The 16,368-nt window shown below is 61.1% G+C and carries 17 protein-coding genes; 12 read left to right on the forward strand and 5 right to left on the reverse strand.

Annotated elements, in window-relative coordinates:
- Nucleotides 1-14: 14 nt before the first annotated feature.
- From LMG28727_RS21940 to LMG28727_RS34265, 5 genes are all read left to right on the forward strand, one after another.
- Nucleotides 15-884, forward strand: coding sequence for a DUF4123 domain-containing protein (locus LMG28727_RS21940; protein ID WP_201644399.1), 870 nt, complete (start codon nucleotides 15-17; stop codon nucleotides 882-884).
- A gap of 29 nt (nucleotides 885-913) precedes the next feature.
- A complete protein-coding gene (locus LMG28727_RS21945) occupies nucleotides 914-1,174 on the forward strand; it encodes a PAAR domain-containing protein (protein WP_201644400.1) in 261 nt (86 codons plus the stop codon).
- A 120-nt stretch (nucleotides 1,175-1,294) separates the two neighbouring features.
- Nucleotides 1,295-2,392, forward strand: coding sequence for a type VI secretion system baseplate subunit TssG (gene tssG, locus LMG28727_RS21950; protein WP_201644401.1), 1,098 nt, complete (start codon nucleotides 1,295-1,297; stop codon nucleotides 2,390-2,392).
- Nucleotides 2,389-2,652, forward strand: coding sequence for a hypothetical protein (locus tag LMG28727_RS21955; RefSeq protein WP_201644402.1), 264 nt, complete (start codon nucleotides 2,389-2,391; stop codon nucleotides 2,650-2,652). The genes tssG and LMG28727_RS21955 overlap by 4 nt, the downstream gene beginning before the upstream one ends.
- A gap of 201 nt (nucleotides 2,653-2,853) precedes the next feature.
- Nucleotides 2,854-3,105: a hypothetical protein gene (locus LMG28727_RS34265; protein ID WP_236592216.1), complete on the forward strand. Its 252-nt coding sequence runs from the start codon at nucleotides 2,854-2,856 to the stop codon at nucleotides 3,103-3,105.
- A 395-nt stretch (nucleotides 3,106-3,500) separates the two neighbouring features.
- On the opposite strand, the gene LMG28727_RS21965 is transcribed toward LMG28727_RS34265, so the two are convergent.
- Nucleotides 3,501-4,496 (reverse strand): LysR family transcriptional regulator, encoded by a 996-nt coding sequence (locus tag LMG28727_RS21965; protein ID WP_201644403.1) that lies wholly within the window; start codon nucleotides 4,494-4,496, stop codon nucleotides 3,501-3,503.
- Between the two features lie 265 nt (nucleotides 4,497-4,761).
- Here LMG28727_RS21965 and LMG28727_RS21970 point away from each other — a divergent pair, with 265 nt between their 5' ends.
- From LMG28727_RS21970 to LMG28727_RS21990, 5 genes are all read left to right on the forward strand, one after another.
- The gene (locus LMG28727_RS21970; RefSeq protein ID WP_201644404.1) at nucleotides 4,762-6,105 is read left to right on the forward strand and encodes an MFS transporter; all 1,344 of its coding nucleotides are present in this window, start codon (nucleotides 4,762-4,764) and stop codon (nucleotides 6,103-6,105) included.
- Nucleotides 6,102-6,893, forward strand: coding sequence for an SDR family NAD(P)-dependent oxidoreductase (locus LMG28727_RS21975; RefSeq protein WP_201644405.1), 792 nt, complete (start codon nucleotides 6,102-6,104; stop codon nucleotides 6,891-6,893). The genes LMG28727_RS21970 and LMG28727_RS21975 overlap by 4 nt, the downstream gene beginning before the upstream one ends.
- Before the next feature lie 83 nt (nucleotides 6,894-6,976).
- Nucleotides 6,977-8,743, forward strand: coding sequence for a dihydroxy-acid dehydratase (gene ilvD, locus LMG28727_RS21980; RefSeq protein ID WP_201644406.1), 1,767 nt, complete (start codon nucleotides 6,977-6,979; stop codon nucleotides 8,741-8,743).
- Complete coding sequence (locus tag LMG28727_RS21985) at nucleotides 8,740-9,642, forward strand: NAD(P)-dependent oxidoreductase (protein ID WP_201644407.1); 903 nt, start codon at nucleotides 8,740-8,742, stop codon at nucleotides 9,640-9,642. Before ilvD ends, LMG28727_RS21985 begins: the two co-directional genes overlap by 4 nt.
- Nucleotides 9,643-9,748: 106 nt before the next feature.
- Nucleotides 9,749-11,080 (forward strand): MFS transporter, encoded by a 1,332-nt coding sequence (locus LMG28727_RS21990; RefSeq protein ID WP_201644475.1) that lies wholly within the window; start codon nucleotides 9,749-9,751, stop codon nucleotides 11,078-11,080.
- Between the two features lie 52 nt (nucleotides 11,081-11,132).
- Here LMG28727_RS21990 and LMG28727_RS21995 read toward each other — a convergent pair whose 3' ends face one another.
- Nucleotides 11,133-11,513 (reverse strand): NUDIX hydrolase, encoded by a 381-nt coding sequence (locus LMG28727_RS21995; protein WP_201644408.1) that lies wholly within the window; start codon nucleotides 11,511-11,513, stop codon nucleotides 11,133-11,135.
- Nucleotides 11,514-11,756: 243 nt separating this feature from the next.
- Between LMG28727_RS21995 and LMG28727_RS22000 the strand changes: the two genes are divergently transcribed.
- The gene (locus LMG28727_RS22000) at nucleotides 11,757-12,668 is read left to right on the forward strand and encodes a CHAD domain-containing protein (protein WP_201644409.1); all 912 of its coding nucleotides are present in this window, start codon (nucleotides 11,757-11,759) and stop codon (nucleotides 12,666-12,668) included.
- Nucleotides 12,669-12,780: 112 nt separating this feature from the next.
- On the opposite strand, the gene LMG28727_RS22005 is transcribed toward LMG28727_RS22000, so the two are convergent.
- The gene (locus LMG28727_RS22005; RefSeq protein ID WP_201644410.1) at nucleotides 12,781-13,479 is read right to left on the reverse strand and encodes a glutathione S-transferase C-terminal domain-containing protein; all 699 of its coding nucleotides are present in this window, start codon (nucleotides 13,477-13,479) and stop codon (nucleotides 12,781-12,783) included.
- Between the two features lie 137 nt (nucleotides 13,480-13,616).
- Nucleotides 13,617-13,775 carry a hypothetical protein gene (locus LMG28727_RS22010; RefSeq protein WP_201644411.1) on the reverse strand — a complete coding sequence of 53 codons (159 nt, stop codon included), beginning with the start codon at nucleotides 13,773-13,775 and terminating at the stop codon, nucleotides 13,617-13,619.
- A gap of 176 nt (nucleotides 13,776-13,951) precedes the next feature.
- Here LMG28727_RS22010 and LMG28727_RS22015 point away from each other — a divergent pair, with 176 nt between their 5' ends.
- Nucleotides 13,952-15,430, forward strand: a complete 1,479-nt coding sequence (locus tag LMG28727_RS22015) for an FAD-dependent monooxygenase (protein ID WP_201644412.1) — start codon at nucleotides 13,952-13,954, stop codon at nucleotides 15,428-15,430.
- A gap of 202 nt (nucleotides 15,431-15,632) precedes the next feature.
- Here LMG28727_RS22015 and LMG28727_RS22020 read toward each other — a convergent pair whose 3' ends face one another.
- Nucleotides 15,633-16,238: a TetR/AcrR family transcriptional regulator gene (locus LMG28727_RS22020; protein ID WP_201644413.1), complete on the reverse strand. Its 606-nt coding sequence runs from the start codon at nucleotides 16,236-16,238 to the stop codon at nucleotides 15,633-15,635.
- Nucleotides 16,239-16,368 lie beyond the last annotated feature (130 nt).

Here is a 16,368-nt window from a genome sequence, read left to right on the forward strand (position 1 = left end):
CGCGAGGCAAATCGATGAGTACCAGGTTCGCGCCCTTGCAGTCACATTTGTACGCAGTGGTCGACGCAGCGGCGAGGCCGGAAAGGATCTATCCGCTTTTGCAACAGTCAGGCAAGGCATTTCGCTCCGCCTATGCCGGTCTCCCCGAGGAGGCGCTCGGACCCGCTTCGCTGTTCGTTATTCCTGTGGATGATACGGGGGCGGAGTGGTTCAGGGAATTGGACCGGATCGACCTCTACTCGCCCTGCCTTTCGATGGTCTGGAGCTATGTTGACCTGGACTCTCTGGTCACGCACCTGCAGGCATTCCTGTTCGCCGACATCGGCGACAACATGACGGCACTCGTCCGCTTCTTCGATCCGCGTAACACAGGGGCGGTTTTCGGTATATGGGGCGAACAGATCCGCAGCATCTTTATGTCCCCGATCGAACGATGGATGTACCGCGGGCGTCATCGCGACACGCAGAGCATCACGAATGACGCGCCAGCGAGCCAGCGAACCTTCCGCTCGATACTGATCCAGTTCGATCAGGCAGATATTGATGCACTCATGGCACATACGGAACCGGATGAACTGCTGGCAACGCTCATAGAGACGGACATCGTTGACGGGAAGCCAGCCTATTGCGAGCGGTTTGCTGATTTTCTCCCCCGATATCAGCAGGCCATCCGATGGGATCTGACAGAGCCCGCCGACCGGCTGGTCTTTTGCCAACATACATACCGCTATGGAATGTCTTTTGATCGCAACCCAGAAATCCAGAATCTGTTGTCGGGACACAAGGCGACAGGCGAGTCGCTTGGCGTTGCCATCAAACGAATTTCGGGAAGCGTCTGGGAGCAGATCGAGTACACGCGCGATTTCGGGACTGTCGAGGCTTGACCGCCTTGTCACATCGGAGAGGAATTAATATGACTTTGCAGATGATTGTCATCGGCGACGCGACCTCCCACGGGGGGAAGGTAATCACTGGATCGGAAACCCATCTGATTGACGGAAGGCGGATTGCCCGCCTCGACGATCTGGTCAGTTGTCCAGAGCACGGGGTGAACAAAATCATCGAAGCTCATCCCACGGTCACAATCAGTGACCGGCGTGTCGCGCTGCATGGTCACCACACGGAATGTGGATGCACGCTGATTGGCAGCATGACTGCCAGCGTAGGTGATTAGAGAGATGTCGACAGGCAGCAAGCTGAATACTGCAAGCCAGCCGCTGGCGGCTGTAGAAACCTCCGTCTCCCAGCGCAGTGGTTTCACAACAGGCCTGACGGCCTTGAATGAGTTAAGTGAATGGATCAGGCATCATCGGCACTACCCAACGCTCGCTCGCCTCGAGAAATCCTGCCTGCCGCGTTGATCGAGCAGTTGCAGGCCCAACCGTGGCGCTACGGTTTCTTCGCGCTGATGCGCCGGCTCAATGCAAACCCCGCCGTCGCCCCGGTCGGCACGGCCCGGCTGCCCGGGGCGGACCCTTTTCGGGTCGGCCAGAAACCGAGTCTGATATTTGCGCCGCGCGAAATCGCAGAGGCGAAATTGAAGGACGGTAAATTGCATATCCGCCTTTACGGGCTCGGCATGGCTGGTCCGAACGGTCCATTGCCGATCCACGTCACAGAGATTGCGCGCGAGCGGGAAGAACTTCGGCAAGACCCGACGCTTAGCAATTTTCTGGACATCTTCCATCATCGCTCGCTCACGCTGCTATATCGCGCGTGGGCCCGCTCGCAATCGACGGTCAACCTGGACCGTCCAGAACACGACCGTTTTTCCGTCTATGTCGCCACGCTTTCGGGCCATCGCCAGCGGCGTGACCGGCGCTGGCCGCTGCCCGCGCATGTGCACCTGTCGGCCGCGCCGCATCTCGTGCGCCAGCCTCGGAATGTAGATGGCCTGCGTAGCATGATTGCCTACCATTTCGGTGTTCCGGTACGGATCGAAGAAAACGTCTTTCAGTGGATGTCGATCGAATCGGAAGAGCTTTGCCGAATGGGGAAGGAGCGGATGTCGTCTTACATGGGCTCCGGGGCAGTACTCGGAGAGCAGATGCCCGACCGGCTCTACCGTTTCCAGATTGTAATCGGGCCACTGGATATCGAGGCGTATTACGGCTTCACGCCGCGAGGGAGCAACCTGTTACGGCTGATCGAATGCGTGCGGGCCTTTATTGGCAAGCAGTACAACTGGGAGCTGAAACTGCTGATCAAGCCACGAGGCGCCACCCCTGCAGTAATGGGTGGCCCTGAGCAACTGGGCTGGTCGAGCTGGCTAGGCCAGTCGCCCACGGACGAGCCGGTCGTCGGCATGCGTTTTGAGCCCGAGTTGTATCTTCGTCAGATTCGCGAGAGCGCGGCAAAGAGAACAAAGAGGGCCGAGGGAGGCAGTGTATGAGTAGCCTGCAGGCTGCGGATCTCGTCGGCAAGGTGATCCGCGAAAATATCCCGGCGTTTGAAAAGCAGTACGGGTGCAAGCCGACCGTAGTCATTCTGAATCCACTCGTGGCGCTGGCGCTCTTTGGCAAGATGCCAGAGAGCCCGGTGACGTTCGAAGGGTTGTCGGTTCGCATCAGCGCACAGGTCGATGTACTTCAGTTGGCAATCAAAAAAGACGGCGCTGACGAGCCGGAGGTTGGCGCCCGCTCCCTGCACTAGATAAGCGCGGAGGCGCAATCGGATAGCAACGACACGCTTACGTGGAAATTGACCCAAAGCTCCTCAATTGCGTTCAGCCTGCGTGACCAATGCCCGCACACAAAACATCCCCGGCACCGGCACTGCACCTGCGCTCGCGCCAGTCTCCGTCCGCAAGCGCGTCCTGGCAGTACTGGCCCATTGGCCTGAGTTCTGCAGGCTGTGTGGAAAATTATGGGCGCGCGAGAAAACCGGCGCGTCATCATTGTCAAGGAAACGCAGAAAGATACGGCAACAGGAATTTATTCGACTTGCGGAAAAATTGGGCACCGCTCTTGGCGCACCGATTGCTGCCTGACTGATTGTTTCGCATTCGTGGAAGAGATGTTCGTTGTCGCCAATCTGCTTGGTCTGGTTGTTGCCGATGCTGCGCAACGACTTCCCGTCCAAAGCGAAACAGTGGCGGCAAAGTAGCGGGCTGTATCTGTGCCGCCAGGCAATCTGCTGGCGAATCCGGTGGTATAAGGCGGTCTTACCAACTTTGCTATAGCTATTACTCTTTCTATTGCATGACGTGGATGCATGCTTACCTGGTCGAGCAGCGCGGGCTTTCGCTGAGACAAGCGGGGCTATATGCCTTCTTCAGTTTCATCGGCATTGCGATCGTGGCAGCGCTGGCCGGATTCGCGGCAGACCGGTTGATCGCGGGCGGATACGACGTCGCTGTGATGCGCAAGTCGTTTATCGTTGCAGGGTTTATTGGCGGTACGAGTGTGTTGCGGGGTGCTTACGCACCATCGGCGCAACGGACCTTGTTCTGGAGCGAACTCCGCTCTCGCACACCGAGGTCCAAAGATCAACCTGCGAAGCTATAAAAGGATACCGTCTTCACGCCCCTCGGACACATGCTCCCCCAGCAGGTCGCTGGACACTTCCCTAAGACACGCGCTGAAAAGTTCTGCCGCCGGGGTCGTCGAACCCGCTCGCCAATAGGCGACGATCTCGCCGAGCGGTTGCAGCGGCGGCAACGGTAACACGCGCATGTTGCCGCGTATGACCTGGGGCCGTGCAACCGACATCGGCAGGATTGAAACGAAATCGCCGCTGCGAATCAGCGCGACGTTCAACGCGAGCGAACTCGATTCGACCGCGCCACGGTCGGGTGTGAGCCCGTGCGGCGCGAGCGCTTCGACCAGGGTGGCGTACGCAGGCGAACTTTGCATGGGCGTAATCCACCGGCATCCCTGTAAATCGGCCCAGGTGGTCGGGCGATCCGGGTCTCCCAGCGGATGATGGGTGCCGGCCACGAACACAAAGGGCTCGCGGTGCAGTACCTCTTGCGTGAACGCCGATTGGGCGCCGTTTGCCGACGCGATCCGGTTGCGGCCGAGCGCGATGTCGAGATCGCCATCGTCCATCATCCGCATTAACCGGTCGAGCGTGGCTTCGGCAAACGATAACGACGCGGACGGCGCCCGCCGGATAAACAGCTGCACCGAGTGGGCAATCAGCGGCTCGGGAATCGTAACGACCGCGCCGACCCGGACATGCCCCGCCGTGCCCGACGCAAGCGCGCTCACGTCGCGCCGCGCGAGTTCGATCTGGCGCAACACTTCGCGCCCGCACGACACGATCACCTGACCGATGCCGGTCAGTTCAAGCGCGTTGCCGACCCGGCTCACTACCGTTACCCCGAGCGCGTCTTCGATCTCCGCGATCTGCTTCGAAATGGCTGGCTGCGTGACGTGAAATGCGGCCGCCACCCGCGTGACCTGCCCGAGGTCGGCCAGGCTCACGAGTATCCGCAGATGCGGCAATTTCAGTCCGTTGCGAAAGAATCGCTCAATGGGATCGTTGCTGGACATCACAGGGTTTTCCCCAAAATCGACGAGCGATATAACCGTGGAGTTATAACTGTCGCCGAATTCGTGATTTGCGGCAATGGCCGTCGTATCGCTAATCTTGAACCGTTGGGATGGTAAGCGCCTGAAGCGCCGCCTGATCCAGCCGCCGTAGCAATGCGGCGGCGCAAGCTTTTGCGCACCCACAAGACAGTGTCCGCCGCACCGGTTGCCGTGCAGGCGAGGCGCCCAGGAGACTTCGTGTCAACGGCACGAACAGGACAAAGAGATGAACGCTGATTCATACGGAAATCGCCTCGCCCTCGGCGAGGCGCGCGACGATCCGGCCCACACCGCGCTCTACGCGAAGCTCACGCGGCGCATCGTGCCGTTCCTTTTTCTGGCCTTCGTCGTCGCGTACATCGACCGCGTGAACGTCAGCTTCGCGAAGCTGCAGATGCTGACCGACCTGTCGCTGAGCGAGACCGTCTACGGCGCGGGTGCCGGGATTTTCTTCCTCGGGTATTTCATCTTCGAAGTGCCGAGCAACCTCATTCTCCATCGCGTCGGCGCGCGCCGCTGGATCGCGCGGATCATGGTCAGTTGGGCAATCGTGTCGAGTCTCACGGTATTCGTCAGCGGTGCCACGTCGTTTTACGTGCTGCGCTTTCTGCTGGGTGTCGCTGAAGCCGGTTTCTTTCCCGGTGTCGTGCTGTATCTGTCGAACTGGTTTCCAGCGCAGCGCCGCTCGCAAATCATCGCGCTGTTCATGACGGCGATTCCGGTATCAGGAGCGATTGGCGGGCCGCTGTCGGGCTGGCTGATGGCGCATCTCGCGGGCGTCCATGGGATCGCAGGATGGCGCTGGCTGTTTCTGGTCGAAGGGCTCGGCTCTCTGGTAGTCGGGGTCGCCGCGTTCTTCGTGCTGACCGACAACATTGCCGACGTGCGCTGGTTAAACGCGGAAGAGAAATCCCGCATTGCCGCCGATCTCGCGCGCGACGCGCTGACCCGCACCGAAACCACGGCGCGCGGTGCATTCGCGAACCCGAAGGTCTGGCTGCTAGGTCTGCTGTATTTCTGCATCGCGATGGGCAATTACGGGCTGGCCTTCTGGGTGCCCACCATCATCAAGGCAAGCGGCGTCGCGAGCATCGGCAATATCGGGCTGCTGTCGGCGGTGCCGTCGCTGATCAGCGTGGTCGCGATGATCTGGATCGCGCGTCATGCCGACCGCCGCAACGAGCGGCGGGTGCATGTCGCGCTTTGTTGCGCAATCGGCGCGTTCGGCTTGCTCGCGTCCGTCCTGTTCGCGGCCAACGTGACCGTGTCGGTTGTTGCGCTGGTGGTCGCGGCCATCGGCATCAATTCGATTGCGCCCGTGTTCTGGGGCATTCCCACCGCGCTGCTCGGCGGCGCAGGGGCCGCAGCGGGTCTCGCCGTGATCAATTGCACCGGCAATCTCGCGGGCTTCGTCAGTCCGTTCATCGTCGGCTGGCTGGCCGATCTGAGCGGCGGCAAACTGCTTCCCGGCATGCTGGCCATCGCCGCCGCGCTGCTGATCGGCGCGGCGCTCGTGATGGGCATTCCGTTTCATCGCACTTCTCCAAGTTCTCAAGGGACCTTCAAATGACACAATCGAGCGCGCCCGTGTGCGTGATCACGGGTTCGGCTTCCGGCATTGGTGCAGCGTGCGCGTTGCGCTTTGCGCAGGCAGGGTGGTCGGTCGCGATCGGCAATTTCGACGACGCCACCCGTGATGCAGCGTCGAGCGTCGAGGCACGGTGTCGCGAGGCGGGCGCGCAGACCCTGGTGTTCGACGCGGATGTGGGCAACGACACCGATTGCCGCCGCGCGGTCGACGCGGTCGGCACCCGCTGGCAGAGAATCGATGCGCTGATCAATTGCGCGGGCACCACGCGGGTCATTCCGCATAACGAGTTCGAACAGATCGACGACGTCGAATTCGAGCGTGTCTATCGTGTGAATCTGATCGGCCTTTACCAGATGACGCGGGCGGCCGTCCCGCTGTTGCGCGAATCCGCGACTGCGTCGCGTAGTACCAGCGTCGTCAATGTGTCGTCGCTGGCGGGGCTGAACGGGACTGGGTCGTCGATTGCCTACGCGGCATCGAAAGGCGCGGTGAATACGTTGACGCTGTCGTTGGCGCGCAATCTCGCACCACGCATTCGGGTCAATGCCATCGCGCCCGGCCTGGTCGACGACGGTCTGCTGCTGCGCGTGCTCGACGCCGCGAGCTACGACGGCGTGTTGTCCCGAATGACAGATCAGGCGCCGCTCAAGCGCGTGTCGCAGCCGGCTGAAATCGCCGAACTGGCGTGGTTTCTCGCAGCGCAAGCACCGGCTATCACAGGCCAGGTGATTGCCGCTGAAAACGGACTGCTGCTAAACGGCGGATAACTGCGGGCCGGCGCATCACGTTCACACCGTGCCAACCGACGCTGCCGCGTACAGATCCCTCAAATGAAAACAGAATCCCCTCTATGACCAATCTGCATAAACACCGCTCCCGCATGGTGACCGATGGCGTAACGCGTGCGCCGCACCGCGCGTTTCTGCGCGCGACCGGTCTCGATGATGAGTCGATGCAAAAGCCGTTCGTGGCGATCGTCGATACGTTTGGCGAGAACACGCCCTGTTCGATGTCGCTGAACCAGGTGTCCGACAACGCGCGGCTCGGTGTCGCCGCGGGCGGCGGTGTGCCGATTCGTGGCTCGGCCATCTCGGTGTCTGACGGCACCTCGATGAATCATGCGGGGATGCGCATGAGCCTCGTCTCGCGAGAGGTCGTGGCGGATAGCGTCGAGCTGTTCGTGCGCGCGCATGCGTACGATGCGCTGGTCGGCGTGGCGGGCTGTGACAAGACGCTGCCGGGCATCTTGATGGGCATGGTTCGCGTCAATGTGCCCGGCGTGTTCCTGTTCGGCGGCGCGATGCTGCCGGGCGTCGCACCCGGGCAGATTCCCGGCGGCGCGGGAACGGGCCTGCAACGTCAGGCGACCATTCTCACCACCATCGAGGCGGTCGGCACTGCGCAACGCGGCGACATGACCCGCGCGCAACTCGATGCGATCGAAAAGCAGTGCACGCCTACTGCGGGTTCGTGTCCTGGCCAGTTCACCGCGAACACCATGGCGATGGTTGCCGAAACGCTCGGTCTCGCTCCGCTTGGTTCGGCGATGGTGCCGGCCGTATATAGCGAAAGGATTGCAATAGCACGACGCGCAGGCGAAACGGTAATGCGCACGCTGAAGGACGGAGGCCCGCTGCCGCGCGATCTGGTGACGCTCAAAAGCCTGGAGAACGCCTGCGCGGCGGTTGCCGCGACCGGCGGCTCGACCAACGCGGCGCTGCACATTCCGGCGATCGCGCATGAAGCCGGCATCCGCTTCACGCTCGATGACGTGCAGCGCGTGTTCGCGCGCATTCCGCTGATCGGCGATCTGCAGCCTGGCGGCCGCTATCTCGCGCAGGATCTGCATCACGCGGGCGGGGTGCCGGCCGTGCTCAATGCGTTGCTCGCCGGCGGCTTTTTGCACGGCGACGTTCCGACGCTCGAAGGCGTCACACTGGAGCAGGCGTTGCGTGACTATGCCGGCCCGGACGGGACCGTGGTCCGATCGTGCGACGAACCGCTCGGCGAGAACGGCGGCCTGGTGATCCTGCGTGGCAATCTCGCGCCGGACGGCGCGTGCCTGAAGGTCGCCGGGCTCAAATCGCTGACCTTTTCGGGCCACGCGCGGATCTTCGAATGCGAGGAAGACTGCATGGCCGTGGTCGCCGCCCGCGACTATCGCGAGGGCGACGTGCTGGTGATCCGCAACGAAGGACCGAAGGGCGGCCCGGGCATGCGGGAGATGCTCAGCGTGACGGCGGCGATCTATGGGCAGGGCATGGGCGAGAAGGTCGCCTTGTTGACCGATGGCCGGTTTTCCGGCGCGACGCGCGGGATGTGCATCGGCTATGTCGGCCCGGAAGCTGCGGCGGGCGGACCGATTGCGTTGCTGCGCGACGGCGATCTCGTGCACATCGATGCCCGCAGCGGCAGTTTGCGCGTCGATCTGTCCGACGATCAGCTCGCGCAACGCCGCGCCGCGTTGCCTGCACGCCCGAAGCGCCGACTCGCTGGCGTGCTGGAAAAATACGAGGCGCTGGTACGGCCTGCGCATCTCGGTGCGGTCACGCATTCCGGCGCGCTCGACTGGCCTTACGACGCGCCGACCCATGGTGACGACGGAGCCGCCGCGTGAGCGCCCTTTCGATCGGCTTTTGCGGGCTGGGCCTGATGGGGTTGCCGATGGCGCGTCGTCTCGTCGGCGCGGGGCACAGCATCGGCGTGTGGAATCGTTCGCATGAGAAGGCGCTGACACTGGCGGCAGAGTCGGTTAAAGACGCCACTGCTGCACCACGGTGTTACGCCTGCCGTTCGCCTGCCGAGGTCGCCGAGGCTGCCGACATCGTGATGCTATGCCTGGCCAATGCCGAGGCGGTCGAAGCCGTCGTGTTCGGCACGCAGGGACTCGTCACCCGCGCACGCGACGGCGCGATCCTGGTCGATCATTCGACGCTATCGCCAGCGCAGACGATTGCATTGGCCCAACGCTGGCACGCGCAGACAGGTGGACACTGGATCGACGCCCCCGTCTCTGGCGGCACAGCGGGCGCGGCGGCGGGCATGCTGGCCGTGATGGCGGGCGGTGCCGCCGACGCGTTCGACACGGTGACACCGGTCATCGCCGCTTACGCCGCACGGGTGACCCGGATGGGCGACAGCGGCGCAGGACAGGCCACCAAGCTGGCCAACCAGACCATCGTGATGACGACCATCGCGGCGCTCGCCGAAGCAACACGATTGGCGCAACACGCAGGAATCGACGTCGCGCGGATACCTGCCGCGTTGCAGGGCGGATGGGCCGACTCGGTGCTGCTTCAAACGTTGATGCCGAGAATGATCGAGCCGCCCGTTCGCGCAACCGGGACCATCCGCACGATGCTCAAGGACCTCGACGCTGTCGAAGCGCTCGCCAGCGATACGCACGTGAGTCTGCCGCTTGCGTCGCTGGTGCGCCGGTGGCTTGCGCGGGCGGTGGAGCAGGGACTTGGCAACGAGGACATCTCGCAGATCGTGCGCGTGCCGGTCGAAGGGTAGTGCATCGTACGGGATCGCCGCGCCCGGACAGTCGAACTCACACAGCCGCCGCACTGCATGGCGTGCGCGCCCGGCCGCTCATATAAGCCATGCATCAGGAGACATGATGCCAACCCTTGAAACGACGACCGCCCGAGGTGCCCCTTTCGACAGATTGAGCGCGAGCCAATGGCGGCTCATCATTCTTGCCAGTCTGGGCGGCGCGCTGGAGTTCTACGACTTTGTCGTCTATGGCGTGTTTGCGCAGTTCATCGGACGCGCGTTCTTCTCGATGCTCGATCCGACCATGGCGTTGCTGCTGTCGTTCGCCGTGTTCGCCATCGGCTATCTATCGAGGCCGATTGGCGGCGCCGTGTTGAGCTGGTTCGGTGATCGCTACGGACGGCGGCGCGTATTTATCGTGTCCGTGATCGTCGTGTCGCTCTCGACAATCGGCATGGGTCTCGTCCCCACTTACGCCAGTTGGGGCATTGCCGCTACTGTGACGATGGTGCTGCTGCGTTTGATTCAGGGTTTCTGTCTGGGCGGCGAATTGCCGGGCTCGATTACCTATGTGGTCGAGACCGTGCCGCGCAGGGCCGGCTTTGTCTGCGGGATCGTGTTCTTTTGCGTGAATTCCGGTGTGCTGCTGGCGGCAGCCGTGAACCTCGGCGTACACGCGATCCTCGCCCCGGACGACGTGGCCGCGTACGGCTGGCGGATCGCATTTATCTTCGGCGGGTTGATCGGTCTGCTCGGCTTCTGGCTACGTCGCAAGCTCGAAGAGACGCCGGAATTCGCGCAGATGAAAAACATGTCCTCGAAGCATCCATTTGCCGAACTGATGCGTGACTATTGGCGCCCAGTACTGATCGGCGTGCTGACAACCGCCGCGACCGCTGCTTATAACGGCCTGTTGTTCGCGCACATGCCCGCTTATCTCGACAAGGTGTTGCACTATGATCCGCGCCAGGTCGCACTCGGCCAGAATGTCGCGCTGGCGACGGCGTCAATCGGGATTCTGCTGGTTGGACGGCTCGGGGACAGTGTGGCGCGGCGTCATCTGATGCGCGCGGGCGCGGCGCTGCTGATCGTGCTGACCATGCCGTTCTATCACGCGGCTGTGGGCCATCGAATCGATCTGATCGCGCTGATGTTTGTTGGCGGACTGGGCGCCGCGCTTATCAACGGGACCTTCGCCTGCATCATTGCCGACATGTTTCCCACTCGCGTGCGTTTCAGCGGGGTCGCGCTGGCTTTCAATCTGAGCTTTACCATTTTTAGCGGGACGGCGCCGCTCGTCGGGACCTGGCTGATCAAGCGGACTGGCGACGCTGCGGCACCAGGTTACTTCATGGTGGCGTGTGCGGTGCTGACACTCGTGGCGACCTTCGGGTTGAAGTCTTTGAGTGGACGGATTGGCGAGCCGGGCTTGGTAGCGGCTTCAGGTGGGCGCTGATTAACCGGTTGCGTGGCCAGTTCAACGCTGCGCCCGCTACCTTGCAATTACCTCATTTACCGCGCGAACCGCTGCGCTTCTCACCAAGAGCCTTGACGATGACTTTCGTCGGAGCGCTGGTCGCAAGCTGTGAAATGTCTTCAAGGTGAACCCAGCGGCACCGGGAGATCTCGTTGCTTGCCCGGGCCTTGGCTCGCTTTGAGACGTCACAGTAAAAGACGTGATGGTGCTTTTGCGCTCCGCGAAACTGAAAGAGATACTTGGCCGATTTGCCGGAGAGGCGTGTCTCTTCCTTGAGTTCGCGAAGTGCGGCGTCTGACAGATGTTCACCATGCTTGAGGATTCCACCCGGCAACGCCCATTTCGACTGACTTCGAGCGACCAGCAGAATTCGCTTACCTCGACGGCAGATCACGGTGGCGCGTTTCTTCAAACCGAACTCCTATTTCTGTTCTTTGTATTTTGGGGCGCGTTTGCTGCGCCAGCGTTTCGGGCGCGTGCTGCTATCGAAATCCTAATACAGAACAGCAGAGGAGCGGACATGTTCTGCTTCCCGTGCGATGCAGACGTCACATTTTCAATACGCTTCATCAAAACGTCACAGAGGCCGCTGGGCTCTCTGAGCAGTGTGCTATGGTCTGGGCAAACCGCATTGTTCGTCTGACTTGAGGCTTAAATGGATATGGACGGTGACTGGCCTTTGCCACGGCCGAACACGCTCATCAAGGTCGGCCGAAGACTGCCCGGCTCCGCACTCACAGGAACAAGTTCGATTGCCAGCACCTTCTCATCTTTGGCGACGCCGGTAATAGTCGATGCAGTCCAGAGAGCGAAAGAGCTAGCCACAAAAAGCGATGCCGAGGGTTTTCATCAGCTTAGGATCTCCTTCAGAAAGCTTCGGGCTTTATATTGGGCATATTCCCCCTACCTCGGAGAAGAGGTGACAGCGCACGCCACCGAAGAATTCAGGCAGCTTGCTGAGGTGGCTGGCGGAACGCGCGATTGGGACATCGCAGGCGAACTGCTGGAAGTTGCCAAAGAGAAGCGTGCATCCATCGAACTGCTTGTGACCGCTGCGCGCGAGAAGCGCGCCCAGGCAGTGGTACATAGCCAGACAGTGATCAGCGGCGTTGACGTCGAGGCGTTTCTGAACGACGTGCTGCTTCGTGCACAAACCACGCTGGAGTCGAGGTGCAACGATCTTCCCATTCGCGCGTTTGCCGAGGAGCGCGTTCGTCTGGCGCAACGTGCACTTAAAAAACGAAGCAGGCGCGCAGCACGTAGCGAGAGCGTCGCCGAGGAAGAGCTTCACGACGTGCGCAAGGCCGGCAAAAAACTGAGGTACCTGCTCGAGTTTTTTCAACCTGTTATCAAAGGCGAGTACGGTCGCAAGATCAAGGAGTTGGCGTCCGTGCAGGACAAGCTGGGGCAGTTCAACGACATTGCCGCAAGCGAGGCTTTGATCCGCAGCACGACATTCAACGAGGTTCCGCCCGAGGTCGTGCTGGAATCCCTGCAATGGTTAGAAAAACAGAAGTGCCGACGAATGCGTGCAGCATCGCGGCGGGTTCGCGCTATGGGGGGCTGAGACTGGCGCGATCTAAGAGGCTGAGTGCCTCATGAGGGCATCCACGCTGACGCCGTCTTACCGGGCGCTTCCGGGCGCGGTGCCATTGTCCAGAAATCAACTACGCTCGCCTTCACCGCGCGTTGTGCATCCGCTCACGCATTGCCCGGCAATGATTCACCAGATTCTCCTGCGTGACGACGTAGCGTTTCAGCGGCGTGTCGATGTCGTAGAAATAAATGCTCGCAATGAATCCATACAGTCCCGCATCGGTGCTCGACGGCTCTGCACCGAAGATGAATGGGCCTTCACCGAGTAAGTGCGAGATCGCGCGTAGATCTGCCAGCCCGCGAGCGTACGCAGCCTCCGGTTCGTAACGGCCGATGCCCTGATAGCGATAGCGCTCGAAGTTGTAGAGGCGTGCGTGGTCGAGTACTCCGACAGTGAGTTCGGGGTGTTGCGCGAGCAGCGCATCCCGGAAGCTGGGCCAGAAGCGGTCGTCGCGCCAACGTGAATACGACATGACCCAATAGAGGTCGTCCAGTGTGCGCCGCAACAGCAGATCAATAGTCTGTTGTTTCGCGCTGAACGCATCGTCCAACTGCAATCCGTAACGATGTTTCAGATGCGCAATAATCGCATCGCTGTCGCCGATAATATCGCCGTCGTCATCGAGATACGGCAGTTGCCCGCGCGGCGCAGCGCTCGTGTCGAGTACATGTCGATGCTCGAATGGCAGTCCGTTCATGGTCAGAAACGCGAAAACTTTTAGCCCGTAGGGATTGTTGTCTTCAAGACCGAAAAGCTGCGGATATGAGTAGAGTGTGATCATGTCGCCTTCTGGTGTCTTGGTGCTGTTGCGTTTGCGGGCCGTCAACGCCTATCGGAAGATACGCATCACGATGCTTCATTCGGTTTGCGTTATAGAGCCCTCTGCGCCGGATACCAACCCGTGAATCTGATGGCAACCTATAGCGTGACGATCGTGATCACGACGCCGACCGGGTGCGGCACCATCGGCATAGAAGTCGTCAGCAGGTGAGGAGGGGTCGGCCATCGGGTCAGTTCGCGAACTTTGAGCGTAGCATTCATCGAGCCGGTTGCCATAAAAACCTTGAAGGTGTCCAACGCACGCGAGCCTTCCCGAACGATGCACATCGTGCGCCAGGATCATTATTGACGGTGGCTGGACGTTGCCGGCACAGCATAGAAGCCGGGTCGTCCGAACGTTGACTCAACGCCATTTGCGCTTCGCCTGAAGCGCGGGATGGCAACGGTATGGATCCCTTACCACGGAGCTTTCCATGAACCAGATTCTCTCTAAAAAAGTGCTTATTATTGGCGCTGGCCCGGTCGGGTTGACCCTGGCAATTGAGCTCACGCGTTTCGGCGTCCCCGTTCAGATCATCGACAAGGCGCCCGAGCGCACCGACAAGTCGAAAGCGCTAGTCGTGTGGAGCCGGACGCTCGAGCTTCTCGACCGCCAGCCGGGCGGCTCCGCCCCGTTTATCGACGCGGGCTTCAAAGCAAACGCGCTGAGCTTCCTTTCCGGCGACAAATTGATCGGGCGCGTCACCATGGACGCGGTCGCCACGCCCTATCCGTTTGCGCTGATGCTCCCGCAAGCCGATACCGAGAGAATCCTGGAGGAACGTCTGGCGTCTCTCGGCGTAACAGTGCAAAGGAGCACGGAAGCAGTCAGTCTTTCATTGCGCGACGATGGCGCAGATGTCGTGCTGCGCCTGCCTGATGGACACGAAGAGAACGCGTCGGCCGATTGGGTGATGGGTTGCGACGGCGCGCATAGTCTCGTGCGCCACACCGTTGGCGCAACGTTCGACGGCAGCACCATGGAGAGCGACTGGATTCTCGCCGACGTCCACGTGCGCGGCTATCCCGTGCCGGACACTGAAGCCACGGTCTACTGGCACGAGGACGGGGCGTTCGTCATCTTCCCGATTTCGCCAGGGCGTTATCGCCTTCTCGCAGACATGCCGCCGTCCGGCGACGCCCATCCGCCGACACCCACGCTGGAGCAGTTGCAGACCCTGATCGACCGGCGTGGGCCACAGGGCATGACTGCCTTTGACCCGATCTGGCTAACGGGCTTCCGCATCAACGGGCGCAAGGTTACGCAATACCGGTGGGGACGCGCGTTTCTTTGCGGCGACGCTGCGCACGTTCACAGTCCGGCGGGCGGTCAAGGGATGAACACCGGCATGCAGGACGCCTTCAACCTTGCATGGAAACTGGCGCTGTTCATGCAGGGTCGCGCGGCTGAAGCGTTGATCGACAGTTTCAGTCCTGAGCGCAGCTATGTCGGCGATCAGGTTCTCAAGAACGCGGAACGCCTGACCCTCGTCGGAACTACGAGAAACCCGGTCGCGCGCACGGTGAGAGATGTGGTCGGCCATTTGATGCTCGGTCTCGCCCCAGTCCAGAACCTGCTCGCGGACACCATGACGGAGGTTACGATCGGCTATCCCGAGAGCCCGCTCAACGCAGGGTCTGCGTCTGGACTGGATGGTCCGGAACCCGGTCAGAGAATCCTGGACGATCAGCTGTTTGGCGCCGGCAGCGAACCACGCTTCGCTCTGCTGGCTTCCGGCACGCCCGCGCTGGATCTGATCGACCGGTATGCGGACGTACTTGAGGCGGAGCTTCGCACGCCGCCCGATCCGGAAGGCGTCTGGCTGATCCGGCCAGACGGGTATGTTGCGGCTGTCGCGAGGCTCAGCGATCTGTCCGCGATCAAGAACGCTTTGACTTTGTTGACCCCGTAGCCGAAAGAAGGCTCACATCATCGTCGACATCGCCTTTGGTGAGCGACGCGGCGAAAACTCAGACATGCGCGTCAGCGTCTCCACGTCACGGCGCCTATCTTTTCGTGCTTAAAGGCGCGGCAGAATGCGCCGGCGTACTGCTGTCGACTCGAGACGACAGGGCACTCAATCCTGTGTGACGGCAAACCCGGGACCTCAGCGATTAACTGGCCCGGGTTCGTCTGGCCGGCTTGATAAGCCTGTCGACGGCGCCATTTGTGACGTTCTTGAAGAGCATGGCGTTGCCATAAGCCCGTGCGGCCAGCATCGCACCATAAACCAGCGATACCAGCATCTCCGCCTGCGCCTCGACCGAAGAATCCAGCTTGAACAGATTGTCTTTCACTCCCGTTTCGAGCACGTGTTCAAGCCAGACAGTCAGGTTCTCGAAATGCGCTTTCACCTCGCGGGCCACTTCTTCGGGTAACGCGGGAAGTTCAGCGCCAAGCATGCCAGCTACGCAAAACGGCGCGCTATCGTCTGCGATACAACGCTCCCAGTAGCCGATATAGGCGCGTAACTGCGCAAGTGCATCTGCGCCACCTTCTCGTGACACTGCCATTTCAGCGTCAAACATGTCGCGTGACTGTTTCACCACCGCGATCACCAGATCGGCTTTCGCGGGAAAGTGGTGATGAATACTCGCCTTGCGAATCTCGATCGCATCGGCCACATCGGCATAGCTAAATCCACTGTAGCCGCGACGCATGATGAGTTGTCGGCCCGCGTCGAGAATCCTGCTCGCGGTGCCTTCTCCTGTCGCTGTCATTTTCCCTACCATCTAGTCGGTTGAATATTTCTGAAGTCTACGTGCAGTGGGGGCAAATATCCAGCCCGTAAAAAGTTCTTGCCATGTAGCCATCCTACTAGTAGGATGGCTACATCGATGAGCAAGACGC

The organism is Paraburkholderia metrosideri (genome assembly GCF_904848625.1).
Lineage (GTDB): Bacteria > Pseudomonadota > Gammaproteobacteria > Burkholderiales > Burkholderiaceae > Paraburkholderia > Paraburkholderia metrosideri.